Raw genomic sequence first — 15,890 nt, 5'->3', positions numbered from 1 at the left:
AGGAGGAGTGAAGTCCGGCCGAGTGACACCAGGTTGGAACACTCGGCCGAATCGCTACAGCCGCGGGTCCACCGGCTCCGACTCCAGCGCCAGCACCCCGAACACCGCCTCGTGCACCCGCCACAGCGGCTCGCCCTCGGCCAGCCGGTCCAGGGCCTCCAGGCCCAGGGCGTACTCGCGGATCGCCAGCGACCGCTTGTGGTTCAGGAACCGCGAACGCAGACGGGCCAGGTTCTCCGGGCGCGTGTACTCCGGGCCGTAGATGATCCGCAGGTACTCGCGGCCGCGGCACTTGATGCCGGGCTGCACCAGACGGCCCTGGCTGTCGCGGACCAGCGCCCCGACCGGCTTCACCACCATGCCCTCGCCGCCGCGGCCGGTCATCTCCAGCCACCAGTCGACACCGGCCTGGACGGACTCCGGGTCGGCGGTGTCCACGTAGAGCCGCCGGGTGGTCTGGAGCAGGCCGCTGCCGTCGTGTTCGACGAGCCGGTCGAGCAGGGTGAGCTGCTCGTCGTGCGGCAGGGCGGCCAGGCTGCGGCCCTGGACGGCGAGGATCTGGAAGGGGGCCAGGCGGACGCCGTCCAGGCCGTCGGTGGTCCAGCAGTAGCGGCGGTAGGCGTCCGTGAACGCGGCGGCGTCGGCGGACCGTTCGCTGGTGCGGGACAGCAGGCCGGTCACGTCGACGCCCCGCGCCGCCGCGCCCCGCAGCGCGGCCAGCGCGCCCGGGAACACCGCGCCGGACGCGGCACCGACGGCGGCGTACTGCGACCGCAGCAGCCCGGACGCCTTCAGCGACCACGGCATCAACTCCGCGTCCAGCAGCAGCCAGTCCGTCTCGAGGTCGTCCCACAGACCGGCCTCGCCGATCGCCGTGCGCACCCGGTCGAGTATCTGCTCGCTGAGGGCGTCGTCGTCGAGGAACGGGCGTCCGGTGCGGGTGTAGAGGGACCCGGTGGGGCCTCCCCCACTCTCGGCTGCGCTCGAGCGGGAGGTGCCCCCATCCCCGAAGCGCTTGCGGGCCGTCTCCGCGTCCCGGCACACCAGGACCACCGCACGCGAGCCCATGTGCTTCTCCTCGCACACGACCCGGGCGACACCGTCCGCCTCGTACTGCGCGAAGGCCTCGGCAGGGTGCTCCAGGTAGCCGTCGATGTGACTCGTGGCCGTCGGGGCCATCGTCGGCGGGAGGTACGGCAGCAGCCGGGGGTCCACCGCGAAGCGGCTCATGACCTCCAGGGCCGCCGCCGCGTTCTCCTCGCGGATCGAGATCCGGCCCTGGTGCCGGGTCTCCACGACCCGGCGGCCGTGCACGTCCGCCAGGTCGAGCGGGCGGCCGTCGTGTCCGCCGGGCGCTTCGGCGCGCAGCGGCTTGGCCGGCTCGTACCAGACCCGCTCCGCCGGGACGTCGACCAGCTCACGCTCCGGCCAGCGCAGCGCGGTGAGCTTGCCGCCGAACACCGCGCCGGTGTCGAGGCAGATGGTGTTGTTCAGCCAGGTGGCCTCCGGGACCGGGGTGTGCCCGTAGACCACCGCCGCCCGGCCGCGGTACTCCTCCGCCCACGGGTAGCGCACCGGCAGGCCGAACTCGTCGGTCTCCCCGGTGGTGTCGCCGTACAGGGCGTGGCTGCGGACCCGGCCGGAGGTGCGGCCGTGGTACCTCTCGGGCAGACCGGCGTGACAGACGACCAGCCGGCCGCCGTCGAGGACGTAGTGGCTGACGAGGCCGTCGATGAACTCCCGTACCTCGGAGACGAACTCCTCGCTCTGGCCCGCCATCTGCTCGACGGTCTCGGCGAGGCCGTGGGTGTGCTGGACCTTGCGGCCCTTGAGGTAGCGGCCGTACTTGTTCTCGTGGTTGCCGGGCACGCACAGCGCGTTGCCCGACTTCACCATCGTCATGACGCGGCGCAGCACGCCCGGGCTGTCGGGGCCGCGGTCGACCAGGTCGCCGACGAAGACGGCCGTGCGGCCCTCCGGGTGGACCCCGTCGGTGTAGCCCAGCTTGCCGAGCAGCGACTCCAGTTCGGCGGAGCAGCCGTGGATGTCGCCGATGATGTCGAAGGGGCCGGTGAGGTGGGTCAGGTCGTTGAAGCGCTTCTCGGTGACGACCGTGGCGTTCTCGACGTCCTCGACGCCCCGCAGGACGTGCACCTTGCGGAAGCCCTCGCGCTCCAGGTGCCTGAGGGAACGGCGGAGTTCGCGGGTGTGGCGCTGGATGACCCGGCGGGGCATGTCCGCGCGGTCGCTGCGGGCCGCGTTGCGCTCGGCGCACACCGCCTCGGGCACGTCGAGCACGATGGCTATGGGGAGTACGTCGTAGCGCTTGGCCAGGTCGACCAACTGCCGCCGTGCGTCGGGCTGCACGCTGGTCGCGTCCACGACGGTGCGACGGCCCGCGGCGAGGCGCTTGCCGGCGATGTAGTGCAGGACGTCGAAGGCGTCCTTGGTGGCGCTCTGGTCGTTCTCGTCGTCCGAGACGAGGCCGCGGCAGAAGTCGGACGAGATGATCTCGGTCGGCTTGAAGTGCCGGCGGGCGAAGGTGGACTTGCCGGAGCCGGAGGCGCCGACGAGCACCACCAGGGAGAGGTCGGTGACGGGCAGCACGCGCCCGTTCCGTGCGTCGTTCACGTTCGGTACCACGGTCATGCCGCCTTCGCCTCCTTCGGGGTGGTCAGGGTGAACACGGCCATCTGGGTGGGTGGCCCCACCTCCGGGTCGTCGGGGCCGACGGGTACGAACTCCACGCCGTAGCCGTGCCGTTCGGCGACCGCGTCGGCCCAGGACCGGAACTCCGCGCGGGTCCACTCGAAGCGGTGGTCGCCGTGCCGGACGTGACCGGCCGGGAGGCTCTCCCAGCGCACGTTGTACTCGACGTTCGGGGTCGTCACGAGGACCGTGCGCGGCCGGGCAGAGCCGAACACGGCGTACTCCAGGGCGGGCAGCCTGGGCAGGTCGAGGTGCTCGATGACCTCGCTGAGCACGGCGGCGTCGTACCCCTTGATCCGGCGGTCGGTGTACGCGAGCGAGCCCTGGAGGAGCTTGACGCGCGAGGCCTGCCGCTCCCCCATGCGGTCCAGCTTCAGCCGCCGGGAGGCGATGGTGAGCGCACGCATCGAGACGTCCAGCCCCACGATCTCGCTGAACGCCGGATCCTTGAGCAGGGCCTGCACCAACTGGCCCTGGCCGCAGCCGAGATCGAGCACCCGGGCGGCCCCGGACGCCTTGAGTGCGGCGGTGATCGCCTCCCGGCGCTGTACGGCCAGTGGGGTCGGCCGCTCCTCGGCCTCGGTCTCCGCCTCGACCGCGTTGTCGATCTCCTCGATCTCGCTGTCGTCCGTCTCCGCGAGCCGCACCAGCTCCAGCCGCTCGGTGGCCTGCCGGGTCAGCGACCAGCGGCGCGAGAGGTAGCGGCTGGTGATCAGTTTCTGCTCCGGGTGACCGGCCAGCCAGCCCTCACCGGCGCGCAGCAGCTTGTCGACCTCCTCGGAGGACACCCAGTAGTGCTTGGCGTCGTCCAGGACCGGGAGGAGGACGTAGAGGTGCCGCAGGGCCTCGGCGAGGGTGCGGCCTGTGGACTCCAGTTCGAGCCGGACGTACCGGGAGTCTCCCCACTCGGGGAACTCGGTGTCCAGCGGCACGGGTTCGGCGGTGACCGTCCAGCCGAGCGGCTCGAAGAGCCGTCGTACGAGGCCGGGGCCGCCACGTGCGGGCAGCGCGGGCACCTCGATGCGCAACGGCCGCGGTGCGGCGGGCAGTTCGGGCCGGGCGTTGCAGACGCCGCGCATCGCGCTGGAGAAGACGCTGCTCAGCGCCACGGCGAGGAGGGAGGAGGCCGCGTACGGGCGGTCGTTGACGTACTGCGCGAGTGCCGCGTGCGGGGCGCCGCCCCGGCCCTTGCCCTTGCCGCGCCGGACCAGCGCCACCGCGTCCACCTCCAGCAGCAGCGCCGCCGTGCAGCGCTCGGCGTCCGCCTCGGGGTAGAGGACGTGGGCCGTGCCGTAGGAGGTGGAGAACGCCTGTGCCTTCTCGGGGTGCTTGTGCAGCAGGAAGCCGAGATCGGTGGCTGGACGCTCCGGAGTGCCGGAGGTGGTGATGGTCAGGAACACGGTGGGTCGACCTCGATCAGTGGTCTGAACTGCGGATACGCCCACCGTACCGAGTCGGCACCGGCAGCACCCGAGAATTTTCGCTAGCCTCCCGGTCGACCGGGCGTTCGAGCGGGATTCGGGGACGGGCGCCCCTGTACGCACAGATGCGGGAGCCTCAAGTGACAGACGCCAGGCGGAGCACTGACCACCTCGACACCGGCAAGCCCCACTCGGCGCGCATGTACGACTACTTCCTCGGCGGGAAGGACAACTATCCGGTCGACGCGGAAGCGGCAGACCAAGTGATCTCCCTCTTCCCCGCCGTCCGGGACATGGCGCGGACCAACCGCTCGTTCATGCATCGCGCCTCCCGGCTGCTGGCCGCGCGGGGCGTCGAACAGTTCCTCGATATCGGAACCGGCATTCCCACCGAGCCGAACCTGCACCAGATCGTGCAGGACGTCGTCCCGCACGCCCGGGTGGTCTACGCGGACAACGACCCGATCGTCCTGCGGCACGCCGAGGCGCTGCTGCACAGCACGGCCGAGGGGAGGACGGCCTACGTCGCGGGCGACGTACGGGAACCGGGGAAGATCGTCGCGGCGGCGCGGGAGACCCTTGACTTCAGCCGGCCGGTCGCACTGTCCCTGGTGGCTCTGCTGCACCTGGTGGCGGACGAGGACGAGCCCCGCCGGATCGTGCGCGAACTCCTCGAACCGCTCGCGCCCGGCAGCTACCTGACGCTGTCCCACGCCACGGGCGACTTCGATCCGGAGACCTGGGAGCGGGTCGTCGAGGTGTACCGCAAGGGCGGAACGGCGGCCCAGGTGCGCACCCGCGCGGAGTTCGCGGAGTTCTTCACGGGGCTCGAACCGGTGGACCCCGGACTGGTCCTGGCCGCTCGGTGGCACCCCGAACCGGGTGCGCCCGGCCAGGACCGACGCGGGGGTGAGGAGATACCCCTCTACGTGGCGGTCGCCCGCAAGCCGTGACGACCGCCCTGCCGTACCGCCCTAGGACAGCTGCGACTGCACCTGCGAGGAGATCAGCTCCAGGTGGTCGAGGTCGTCCAGGTCGAGGATCTGGAGGTAGATCCGGCTCGCGCCGGTCTCGGCGTACCGGCCGATCTTGTCGACGACCTCGGCCGGGGAGCCGGCCAGGCCGTTGAGCTTCAGCTCGTCGGCCTCGCGGCCGATCGCGGCGGCCCGGCGGGCGACCTCCGCGTCGTCCCGGCCGACGCAGACGACCAGCGCGTTGGAGTAGATCAGGTCGTCACCGCTGCGGCCGGCCTCCTCGGCGGCGGCGCGCACCCGGCCGAACTGGCGCTCGGTGTCCTCGATCGAGGCGAAGGGGATGTTGAACTCGTCGGCGTACTTCGCGGCCAGCCGCGGAGTACGGGTGGCGCCGTGGCCGCCGACGAGCACGGGGATCTTCGCCTGCGCGGGCTTGGGCAGCGCGGGAGAGTCGGTGAGGTCGTAGTAGGTGCCGTGGAAGTCGTAGGTCTTGCCCAGGTCCGTCCCCCACAGGCCGGTGACGATCTCCAGCTGCTCCTCGAGGCGGGCGAACTTCTCCTTGGGGAACGGGATGCCGTAGGCCTTGTGCTCCTCCTCGAACCAGCCGGCACCGAGGCCGAGCTCGACCCGGCCGCCGGACATCTGGTCGACCTGGGCGACCTGGATGGCGAGCACGCCGGGCAGCCGGAAGGTACCGGCGGTCATCAGGGTGCCGAGCCGGATGCGCTTGGTCTCGCGGGCGAGTCCGGCCAGCGTGATCCAGGCGTCGGTGGGGCCCGGCAGGCCGTCGACGGAACCCATGCGGAGGTAATGGTCGGAACGGAAAAACGCGTCGAATCCGAGATCTTCCGTGGCCTTGGCCACGGTGAGGAGAGTGTCGTAGGTCGCCCCCTGCTGGGGCTCGGTGAAGATGCGGAGATCCATGTTTCCATCCTGCACTCCGGGCCGCGCGCCGAGGAGGCCGGTCCCTCCGTGCCGCACGGTCCCCGGTCGGGTGAAATTACATCCATACCGCGTGTGCCCCGTGACCGGGCCAGTGACCGGCCCCGGTGATGATCGTTGGCTCGGGCGGAGCTGGACCCCGGCTTCCGCACCGGCCGGTGACCGCCGGGGCGTCACCCGCGTCGGCCTCCCCGGGGGCCAGGGGCCGAGGAGGCCGTCATGTCCGAAGAGACCGTGCCGCAGCAGGACGGGACCGGACAGCCGAAAGGGCTGTTGCAGCAGATGGAGGAGCTGATGGCGGCGTTGAACGCGGACCTGTCGGCGCTGGACGCGGATCTTCAGGCGGCGGGCCACGCCGGGCGGGGGCCGGCCGAGGAGGGACCGGTCGTCTGAACCCGAGCCGGAGCGGGTGCGGCCGCCGGTTTTCTCCACCCGTGCCGGGAACCCGGCAGCCCGCCCCTCAAGCCGTCACGGGCGAGCCGGGCGGACGCTGACGGACTTCCTCCTACCCCGCTTCCCTCTCCGGCAGCACCTGCTCCCGGTCCGCGAGTCTGCGGAGCATCTCCAGGACGCGGTCGCGGGACTCGTCCGCCGCGTCGATGGCCTCCATGCACTGCCAGTACGTGCCCTCGTCGTCCGCGGCACAGGCGAGGCCGACCAGGGCTATGCCGACCTCGCCGAGGAGGCCGCCGAGGTACATCAGGGTGTGGCGGGCGTCGCCCAACTCGGTGAGCTGGCCCGCCCGCAGCTCACCGGGGGCCAGTTCGGGCGGGTCGAGGACGCCGCAGCCACGGCCCGCCAGCTCGGTCAACCCCAGTGCCTCACCGCGCAGTTCGGGTGGACCGGCGACCGCCAGCCGACTCCCTATGGCCTGCGCCAGTGCCTGCGCCTGCCACACTTCGGCCAGGATCTCCGGCACGTCACTGCCCGCGGCCAGGGACCGCCTGCTCGTCACGATGAGCCGCACCGCGTCCATGCACTGCCCCCGTCCTGTCCCGACGCGCTCCGCGCGCCCGTCCGCCCGAACTCCCCTGTTCACTACCCAGAGTGAGGGGACTTGAGACGGAAAGCCAGAGGAAGACGGAAATTAACGGACAACGATTCGGATTCGGGCCGCGTTTTGATTACTCACTGTACAAGTGGACTGTGTGGCTCCTAGATCGGGAACCTCCGCTCGTTCCGGTCGATCTTCGCGTCCAACGCGGCCAGCGGGTCGACGCCGAGCACCTCGCACAGCTGGAGCAGGTACGCCAGCACGTCGGCGATCTCGTCGGTGACGCGGTGCGCGGTGTCCGGTTCGGTCATGACCCGGGCCGACTCCTCGGGCGTCAACCACTGGAAGATCTCGACCAGTTCGGACGCCTCGACGCTGAGCGCGGCGACCAGGTTCTTGGGGGTGTGGTACGGCTGCCAGTTCCGCGCGGACGCGAACTCGGCCAGCCGGCGTTGCAGTCTCGCCACATCCAGGGGTTCGTCAGTCACGGTTCAGGTGTACCACCGTGACTCCCTCCGCCCCGTCGGCCCACGAGGCGTCGCTGACCGCGCCGACGAGGCGGATGTGCCCCCGCTCGCACATCCGGGCCGCCAGCCGCAGCAGTTCGTGCCGCTGCCGTACGTCGAGGCACCGGTCGAAGCCGTCGGCGAGGATCGTGAGCGTCTGGAGGGCGGCGGGAACCTCGCCGGCCGGGTCGACCTCCAGTACGCCGGGGCCGGTGAACAGGACCAGCGCGAGGGCGAGATAGCGCAGTTCGCCGTCGCCGAGCCGCCGCAGGTCGGTGGTGGTGCCGTCGCCCCGGTCCAGACTCGCGCGGAGGGACGCTCCGGCCTCTTCGGGCATCGGTCCGGCGGGCAGGTCGGCGACCGGGCCGGCGAGCACGTCCGCGACCGGTCCGGCGCAGCCGGCGCGTACCGCCGCGACGAACTGCGTGTGCCGCCGGCCGCATTCGGCGCGGGTGCGCCGCAGGACGTCGGCGAGGTTGCCGCAGTGGCCGTGCAGCCGGCCGGGACCGGCCGGTACGGGGCCGCGCATAGGGGCGGGATCGGGGTCGCAGGCGAAGACGGAGCGCAGGGCGACCACCATCTGCTCGGCGGCGGCCAGCACCCTGCGCTGCCCGGGTGTCTTGCCGGCCACGCGCAGCGGCAGCAGGGCGGTGCCGAGCCGGTCGTCCGGCAGCGGGCCACGGGTCACCGGTGTCGGCCCGGCCGTGTGCCAGGCGGCCTGTACGGCGCGTTTCCCGGGGTCGCGCAGGGCGGTCTCCAGCAGGACCAGTGCGCCGGCGGTCAACCGCTCGCCCACGACGCGCAGTTCGGGCTCCGCCTGCACGGCGACGTCGAGCCGGACGGGACCGGCCGGGCCGTCTGCCGTGCACCCGATCCGGAAGCCGCGCCGGAACTGCGCGTCGGGCCGGGCCCGTTCCGGCACGCAGGCGGCGGGGTCCGGGAACACCTCGCCGAGCCCGGCGCCGCCGCCGAGCCGGGCGAGCGCCTCGTACGCCCGCAGCGCGCTGGACTTGCCGCAGCCGCTGGGGCCGGCGAGCAGGGTGAGCGGCCCCAGCGGCAGTACGGCGCGGCGGTGGGTGCCGAAGGCGGACAGCCGCAGCTCGGTGATGCGGGGGCGGCCGGTGTGCGCGGCGCCGGCCGCCGGAGGGCCGGGCTGCACGAGGGAGGCGGCGGGAGCGGGGGGCTGAGTCATATCGGGACACGGTAGGACTTCGCCGGCCTTCACCGGCAGGACGAACCGTTCCGCCTGCGGGGCCTTCCTACGATCGGGCGACCCCGCTTTCGGGCAGGGGACTCACACGCCCGGAATGCCGACCCCCTCCATCAGCCCCGTCACCTCGGTCCCCGCCGGGGTCAGCAGGAACACGTTGCGGTCGACGCGGTGCATGCCGCTGGCCAGGCCGAAGACAACGCCCGTACTGAAGTCGAGGACACGTTTGGCGACGTCCGTCTCCGCGCCGGTCAGGTCGAGCAGCACCGGCACGCCCGCCATGAGCCTCTCGGCGACGTCACGCGCGTCGGCGAAGACGTTGACGCGCAGGACGACGAAGCGGCGTCGGGTCTCGGTCTCGGCCTCGGGTATGGAGCGGTGGCCGACGGAGGACGGCCAGGCGTCCCGGCCCCGCAGCGGCACGACCTGGGCGAGCCCCTCCCACTGTTCGTCGGTGACATCGTGGCTGTTCACCGGCATGCTCCGTCCTGGCTCGCACTGGCTGTCTGCATCGTTCAATTGTTGCGTACGGTCACCCGTTCGGCCCACCAGCGACACGCTCCGCGATCCCGACACACCTCACAACGGCCGGAAGGCGCCTGTGTGACGGGCGTAACTCCCGGTGATCAAGCAATGTGACAGAGGTGTAACGGGCGATTCGTACCCTTGAGGGCATGACCACGACCCCCGGACCTCAGCAGGAGACGCGGCAGGTGCGCACCGTCTGCTCGTACTGCGGTGTGGGCTGCGGCCTCCTCCTCGATGTCGCGATGGGGCCGGACGGGCGGCGCACGGTTCTGAAGGCGTCCGGCGACAAGGCGCACCCGGCGAACGCCGGCCGGCTGTGCACCAAGGGCGCGACCACGGCCCAGATGCTCGCCGCGCCCGGCCGGCTGACCACCGCGCTGGTCCGGGACGACCGGGGCGAGGAGCCGGTTCCCGCTCCGGTGGGTGACGCGATCGCCGAGACCGCCCGGCGCCTGCGCGGGATCGTCGACGCGCACGGGCCGGACGCGGTCGCCTTCTACGTGTCCGGGCAGATGAGCCTGGAAGCCCAGTACCTGGCGAACAAACTGGCCAAGGGGTTCGTGCGGACGAACCAGATCGAGTCGAACTCGCGGCTGTGCATGGCGAGCGCCGGCACCGGCTACAAACTGTCGCTCGGCGCGGACGGGCCGCCCGGGTCGTACGAGGACTTCGACCGGGCGGACGCCTTTCTCGTCATCGGGTCGAACATGGCCGACTGTCACCCGATCCTCTTCCTGCGGATGATGGAGCGGGTCAAGGCCGGCGCCAAACTGATCGTCGTCGATCCGCGCCGGACCGCCACCGCCGCCAAGGCCGACTTGTTCCTCCAGGTCAGGCCGGGCACCGACCTCGCCTTGCTGAACGGCCTGCTGCACCTGCTGCACGAGGACGGGCACACCGACCCGGAGTTCGTCGCGGCCCACACCGAGGGCTGGGAGGCGATGCCCGGGTTCCTCGCCGACTACGCCCCGGCGGCGGTCGCGGAGATCACGGGGCTCGCCGAGGACGACCTGCGCGAGGCCGCCCGGTTGATCGGCGCGGCGGGCAAGCGGTGGATGAGCTGCTGGACGATGGGGCTCAACCAGTCCACGCACGGCACCTGGAACACCAACGCCCTGGTCAATCTGCATCTGGCGACGGGAGCGATCTGCCGTCCGGGCGCCGGGCCGTTCTCCCTCACCGGCCAGCCCAACGCGATGGGCGGACGCGAGATGGGCTACATGGGGCCGGGGCTGCCGGGCCAGCGGTCGGTGCTGGTCGCCGAGGAGCGGGCGTTCACCGAGGAGCTGTGGGAGCTGCCGCCCGGGACGCTGCGCGCGGACGGCGCCGGGCAGGGCACGGTCGACCTGTTCCGGCGGATGGCCGACGGGGAGATCAAGGCCTGCTGGGTCATCTGCACCAACCCGGTCGCCTCGGTCGCCAACCGCCGTACGGTCATCGAGGGGCTGGAGGCCGCCGAGTTCGTCGTCACGCAGGACGTGTTCACGGACACCGAGACGAACGCGTACGCCGATGTCGTCCTGCCGGGCGCGATGTGGACCGAGGCGGACGGCGTCTTCGTCAACAGCGAGCGCAATCTCACACTGACCCGGCAGGCCGCGGACCCGCCCGGGGAGGCGATGGCCGACTGGCGGATCATCGCAGAGGTGGCGTGCGCGATGGGGTACGAGAAGGGGTTCTCGTACGACAGCGCCGAGCAGGTCTTCGAGGAGATCCGGCGGTTCTGGAACCCGAAGACCGGGTGGGACCTGCGCGGGGTGTCCTACGAGCGGCTGCGTGAGACGCCCGTGCAATGGCCGGCCGCGCGGGAGGACGGGCCGGCGCGCAACCCCGTCCGGTACGTCGGGGACGGTGAGTTGCGCTTCCCGACGGCCGGCGGTCGTGCCGTGTTCTTCGCCCGGCCGCACCTGCCCGCCGCCGAGATGCCCGACGACGACTATCCGTTCGTGCTCAACACGGGGCGGGTGCAGCACCAGTGGCACACGCTCACCAAGACCGGGAAGGTCGCCAAGCTCAACAAGCTGAACTCCGGGCCCTTCGTGGAGGTCCACCCGCGGGACGCGGACACGCTCGGCGTCGCGGAGGGCGATCTGGTCGAGGTCGCCTCGCGGCGTGGGCGGGCCGTGCTGCCGGCCGTCGTGACGGACCGCGTGCGGCCGGGGTGCTGCTTCGCGCCGTTCCACTGGAACGACCTGTTCGGTGAGTACCTGAGCATCAACGCGGTGACGAGCGACGCGGTGGATCCGCTGTCGTTCCAGCCGGAGTTCAAGGTGTGCGCGGTGTCGCTGGCGAAGGTGGCGACGCCCGTGCGGGAGGACCCCGTCCCGGCGCTGACGCCCACGACCGTGACGCCGGGCGGCGCCGACCCGTTCGGTCTGGAGCCCTCCCCTCCGCCGGTGCTCTCCTCCCAGGAACGCCAGTACCTCACCGGCTTCCTGGCCGGGCTCGGCTCGGGCGCCCCCGGCGTGCCCGTGCTCCCGCCCGACGCGCCCTTCTCCCCCGAGCACGCCCTGTGGGTCAACGGCGTCCTCGCGGGCATGTACTCGCGGACGGCGACCGCAGCGCCGCCGCGGGAGCGCGAGCCGGCCGGCCGTGAGGTGATCGTGCTGTGGGCCTCGCAGACGGGGAACGCCGAGGAGTTCGCCGCCGCCACCGCGGAGCGGCTGACCTCGACCGGACACCGCACGACCCTGGTCGGCATGGACGAGGCCGACGTCGGGACACTCGCCCGCACGGCGGATCTGCTCTTCATCACCAGCACCTTCGGGGACGGCGACGCACCCGACAACGGCACCGGCTTCTGGGACGCGCTCACCGGCGAACGGGCCCCGCGGCTGGACGGGGTGCGGTACGCCGTGCTCGCCTTCGGAGACTCCTCGTACGACGACTTCTGCGGGCACGGGCGGCGGCTGGACGCGCGGCTCGACGAGCTGGGCGGGGTGCGGCTGGCCCCGCGTACGGACTGCGAGCCGGACTACGGCACCTCCGCCGGGGCGTGGCTCGACCAGGTGGTCTCGGCGCTGGGCGGCACCGTCACGGAGGAACCGAAGCCGGCGCCCGAGCCCAGGCCGAAGCCCCCGGCCACGACCGCCCGGCTCGTCGGCAACCGGCTGCTCAGCCGGCCCGGCGCGGGCAAGGAGGTCCGGCGGTTCACCTTCGACACGAGCGGGACGGACCTGACGTACGAGGCCGGGGACGCGCTCGGCGTGCGGCCGGTCAACGCGCCCGCGCTCGTCGAGGAGTGGCTGGCGGTGACCGGGCTGGACGCCGGGGCGGCCGTCGAGGTGGACGGTGTGGGCGAGGTGCCGTTCGCCGAGGCGCTGCGCCGGCACCTGGACATCACGAGGATCACCCCCGACCTGCTGCGCTTCGTCGCCGAACGGGCCGGGGACGACCACGAGTTGCGCAGGCTCCTGCGACCCGACAACAAGGACGGTCTGGCGCAGTGGAGCTGGGGGCGGCAGGCCGTGGACGTCGTCGCCGAGTACGCGGTCCGGGCGAGCGCCGAGGAGTGGGCCGGGGTGCTGCGCAGGCTCCAGCCGCGGCTGTACTCCATATCGTCCAGCCCACTCGTCGACCCGCGGCGGGTGTCGCTGACGGTGTCCGTGGTGCGGTACGAGAACCTGCACGGCCGGGCGCGCGGCGGGGTGTGCTCGCCGTTCCTCGCCGATGCCGCGCCGGACACCGAGGTGCCGGTGTTCGTTCAGCATTCGCCGCACTTCCGGCCCCCGGCCGACGCGTCGACGCCGATGGTCATGGTCGGCCCCGGGACCGGCGTCGCGCCGTTCGTCGGTTTCCTGCAGGAACGGCAGGCCCTCGGGCACCAGGGCCCCAACTGGCTGTTCTTCGGCGAGCAGCACCGGTCGACGGACTTCTACTACGAGGACGAGCTGACGGCTCTGCTCGACGAGGGCACGCTCACCCGCCTGGACACCGCCTTCTCCCGGGACCAGCGCAACAAGGTGTACGTGCAGGACCGGATGCGCGAGCACGGGCCGGAGCTGTGGCACTGGCTGCGGGACGGTGCGCGCTTCTACGTGTGCGGTGACGCCTCGCGCATGGCCAAGGACGTGGACCGGGCGCTGCGGGACATCGCGGTGACGCACGGCGGGCTGGGTGAGGCGGAGGCCGCCGCGTACGTGAAGCAGCTCGCGGCGGACAAGCGGTACGTGCGGGACGTGTACTGAGCCTTGCTGACGGGTCGCCAGCCCGGGGTCCGGACGTGGCGGAGGGCGGCGGTGGCGGTCGTCCGGCCGCGGATCGTGGCCGGCTGGTTCCGGCCCATGCCGCATGCTCCCCGGTCCACGTCGAACTCCTGCCGGCCGGGCTGCCGCAGCCGGCTGCGGCCTGACGGGACGCGCGGGTTCGCAACCTCCAGCACATCTGCACACGGTGTGCCGGGACCCCGCCGTACTGGTGCCCGGGCGCCGGGTACGGGTCACGGCATGGGAACTTGGCGCCGATGTGCCCGCTTCGGAAAACGGGGCGCAACACCTCCCGTGTGTGACTCGGCGACGGGCTGTGTGAAGGAGTGGGCGCATTTCTGTGCCCCGTGGTCATGATGGTGAAGACGGTCGCCGAATGACATCGGGTAACCGGTGGCGAGCGGTTGGCCGTCTCCCGCCGGGGGTGCTTTGATCCTGCGCACGGCGGATCGGACGCCGGCGGAACACCGGATTTCGGGAATCCGCCGATACTTGCGCTCACCGCCATGGCGAGACATTCACGCGAAGGGAAACACCCCCATGAACCTCACTCCTCAGGTCGACATGGCCGAGCTCTCCGACGCCGACCTGGAGAACGTGTCCGGCGGCATGGCGGGCGGCGCCTCCGCGGGCCTCGCGGGCAGCCTCTCCGGCGTGGTCGGACCGCTGGCCGGCGAGGTCTGCGGGAACCTTCAGGCGGCCCTGTCGCCGGAGGGTGGCGCCGGGAGCGGGAGCCTGAACGTCCAGACGACGTCGCTCTGACAACAGCCGCGCGAAGGGCCCCGGGACGCTGTTCCCGGGGCCCTTTTCCGCTCCCCGCCCCTGCCGAACGGTCGCAAAGTTGGGGAATTCGCGAAGCACGTGACGGAAATATGGACACGACGGGGGTGGGTAACACCGCAGAACGGCATGACGCAGACTTACACGGGCCCCGCAGACCCCTCCCGTAAAGCGATAGGACAAGCCTGTGAAACCCGACTCGACCCGAAATGAAGAACTGCCGATCTACGAGAGCCTCGTGCGCGAACGCGGTGACGTCGTGGAGGAGGCCCGCGTGGTGTCCGAGGAGACGCACGACCAGGTGACGCAGGCGCTGAACGGTGTCGCGCCAGTGGACCGTGCGCCCAGTTCATGAGTGAGTGGCGCCTCCGGGTGCCGTGCCGGTAGTCGTGCGGCCCGCTGCCACGGGTCCGCTCACGGCGGTCACCCCGCGGCCCGCCGGTCACCCGCGGCGCGGCGGAAGGCCCACTCCATCCCGGGTTCCGTCACACAGCGGAACAGACGCCGCACGGACGGCGTGCACAACCCGGTCATGACCGCCGCCGCGACGGCCGTGACGACGACCAGGCCGGCCGGTCCCTGGACCCAGGCCGGCTCGTACCACCCCCAGTACTTGGCGGCCTGCGCGAGGAAGCCGTGCAGCAGATAGCCGCACAGCGTGCCCGCGCCCAGTACGGTGAACCACGTCCGGCGCCCGGGCACCCAGGCCAGGAAACAGGCCACCAGGACGACCGAGCAGCCGAAGGCGGCCAGCGTCATCACGGGCCCGTACCAGAGGGGGGCGCCCAGTTCACGGGCGCTGTCGGCGTGGAAGAACCAGGCGTAGTTCATCCGCGGCACCGCCCAGTACGCCACCCCCAGGGCGCACACGGCCACCGGAACGGCCAGGATCCGCGCCTCGCGGCGGCGCACCAGCCTGAAGTGCTCCGGCCGCAGCAGCAGGCCGAACACGAAGTACGGCAGGAACTGCAGGGTGCGCTGGAGGTCGAGGTCGTGCCCGATGTCCGGCGAGAGCGTCGCCAGCATCGCGAGGGCCAGGGCGACCGGCAGCGGCCACCGCACCCGCCGCCAGACCGGCGTGGTCAGCCGCCAGACGAACAGCGCCGCGAGGAACCAGGTCAGGTACAGGGGGTCCAGCAGACTGACGGGGCGGCCGGGGGCCTGGCTGGTCCACCGGGTGAACAGGGTGTAGGCCGTCTCGAAGACCACGTACGGGACGACGACGCCGGTGACCAGGCGCTTGAGGCGCCCCGGACTCCCGTCGAAGGTGCGCGAGAAGTAGCCGGAGATGATGATGAACGCCGGCATGTGGAAGGCGTACACGAGCATGTAGAGGGCGGTGACGGCTCTGCTGCCCTGCCGCAGCGGCTCCCAGGCGTGTCCGACGGCCACCAGCACGATCGCCAAGTACTTGGCGTTGTCGAAGAACGCGTCCCGCTGCCTGGCGGGGCGGACCGCCCCGGCCGGTTCCGTACTCCGGGGCTCCCGGGCTGTTCCGGCCGCCGGGCGGGCCGTGCTCACGGTGTCACTCACGAGCCCTCCCGAAGCAACTCGAAGCGGCCGTGCCTCGTCTTGCTCGGATTAAGGGAAAGGGAGTGGCGTCTGCGCAGAACATCGCCCG

13 protein-coding genes are annotated in these 15,890 nt (G+C 71.9%); 5 read left to right on the top strand and 8 right to left on the bottom strand.

Annotated elements, in window-relative coordinates:
* Positions 1 to 54: 54 nt before the first annotated feature.
* Both IE97_RS0124295 and IE97_RS0124290 read right to left on the bottom strand, forming a co-directional pair.
* Positions 55 to 2,649, bottom strand: a complete 2,595-nt coding sequence (locus tag IE97_RS0124295; RefSeq protein WP_030244390.1) for a polynucleotide kinase-phosphatase — start codon at positions 2,647 to 2,649, stop codon at positions 55 to 57.
* Positions 2,646 to 4,109, bottom strand: coding sequence for a 3' terminal RNA ribose 2'-O-methyltransferase Hen1 (locus IE97_RS0124290; RefSeq protein ID WP_030244388.1), 1,464 nt, complete (start codon positions 4,107 to 4,109; stop codon positions 2,646 to 2,648). The genes IE97_RS0124295 and IE97_RS0124290 overlap by 4 nt, the downstream gene beginning before the upstream one ends.
* Before the next feature lie 161 nt (positions 4,110 to 4,270).
* Here IE97_RS0124290 and IE97_RS0124285 point away from each other — a divergent pair, with 161 nt between their 5' ends.
* A complete protein-coding gene (locus IE97_RS0124285; RefSeq protein WP_030244385.1) occupies positions 4,271 to 5,083 on the top strand; it encodes an SAM-dependent methyltransferase in 813 nt (270 codons plus the stop codon).
* A gap of 21 nt (positions 5,084 to 5,104) precedes the next feature.
* Here the strand turns inward: IE97_RS0124285 and IE97_RS0124280 are convergent, their stop codons facing one another.
* Positions 5,105 to 6,028 (bottom strand): LLM class F420-dependent oxidoreductase, encoded by a 924-nt coding sequence (locus IE97_RS0124280; protein WP_030244383.1) that lies wholly within the window; start codon positions 6,026 to 6,028, stop codon positions 5,105 to 5,107.
* Positions 6,029 to 6,265: 237 nt separating this feature from the next.
* Between IE97_RS0124280 and IE97_RS42590 the strand changes: the two genes are divergently transcribed.
* Positions 6,266 to 6,439, top strand: coding sequence for a hypothetical protein (locus IE97_RS42590; RefSeq protein WP_199807008.1), 174 nt, complete (start codon positions 6,266 to 6,268; stop codon positions 6,437 to 6,439).
* A 112-nt stretch (positions 6,440 to 6,551) separates the two neighbouring features.
* Here the strand turns inward: IE97_RS42590 and IE97_RS0124270 are convergent, their stop codons facing one another.
* The 4 genes from IE97_RS0124270 to IE97_RS0124255 form a co-directional block, all read right to left on the bottom strand.
* A complete protein-coding gene (locus IE97_RS0124270; protein WP_030244381.1) occupies positions 6,552 to 7,022 on the bottom strand; it encodes a DUF6099 family protein in 471 nt (156 codons plus the stop codon).
* Between the two features lie 179 nt (positions 7,023 to 7,201).
* Positions 7,202 to 7,528, bottom strand: a complete 327-nt coding sequence (locus tag IE97_RS0124265; RefSeq protein WP_030244377.1) for a nucleotide pyrophosphohydrolase — start codon at positions 7,526 to 7,528, stop codon at positions 7,202 to 7,204.
* Complete coding sequence (locus IE97_RS0124260) at positions 7,521 to 8,738, bottom strand: ATP-binding protein (RefSeq protein WP_030244373.1); 1,218 nt, start codon at positions 8,736 to 8,738, stop codon at positions 7,521 to 7,523. The genes IE97_RS0124265 and IE97_RS0124260 overlap by 8 nt, the downstream gene beginning before the upstream one ends.
* A gap of 102 nt (positions 8,739 to 8,840) precedes the next feature.
* On the bottom strand, positions 8,841 to 9,236 hold the full coding sequence (locus IE97_RS0124255) for a cell division protein SepF (RefSeq protein WP_030244370.1): 396 nt from the start codon (positions 9,234 to 9,236) through the stop codon (positions 8,841 to 8,843).
* Positions 9,237 to 9,430: 194 nt separating this feature from the next.
* On the opposite strand from IE97_RS0124255, the gene IE97_RS0124250 reads away from it, so the two are divergent.
* From IE97_RS0124250 to IE97_RS42585, 3 genes are all read left to right on the top strand, one after another.
* On the top strand, positions 9,431 to 13,471 hold the full coding sequence (locus tag IE97_RS0124250; RefSeq protein ID WP_030244366.1) for a bifunctional nitrate reductase/sulfite reductase flavoprotein subunit alpha: 4,041 nt from the start codon (positions 9,431 to 9,433) through the stop codon (positions 13,469 to 13,471).
* Positions 13,472 to 14,029: 558 nt separating this feature from the next.
* Positions 14,030 to 14,251 (top strand): hypothetical protein, encoded by a 222-nt coding sequence (locus IE97_RS0124245; RefSeq protein WP_030244364.1) that lies wholly within the window; start codon positions 14,030 to 14,032, stop codon positions 14,249 to 14,251.
* Positions 14,252 to 14,456: 205 nt separating this feature from the next.
* Positions 14,457 to 14,624, top strand: a complete 168-nt coding sequence (locus IE97_RS42585; RefSeq protein WP_199807007.1) for a hypothetical protein — start codon at positions 14,457 to 14,459, stop codon at positions 14,622 to 14,624.
* Positions 14,625 to 14,692: 68 nt separating this feature from the next.
* Here the strand turns inward: IE97_RS42585 and IE97_RS0124235 are convergent, their stop codons facing one another.
* Entirely contained in the window at positions 14,693 to 15,802 is a 1,110-nt protein-coding gene (locus IE97_RS0124235) for an acyltransferase family protein (protein ID WP_037844705.1), read from the bottom strand.
* Positions 15,803 to 15,890: the final 88 nt, after the last annotated feature.

Origin of the sequence: Streptomyces sp. NRRL S-455 (genome assembly GCF_000717875.1) — a bacterium.
Lineage (GTDB): Bacteria > Actinomycetota > Actinomycetes > Streptomycetales > Streptomycetaceae > Streptomyces.
This window is presented reverse-complemented; position numbering and strand designations above follow the sequence as displayed.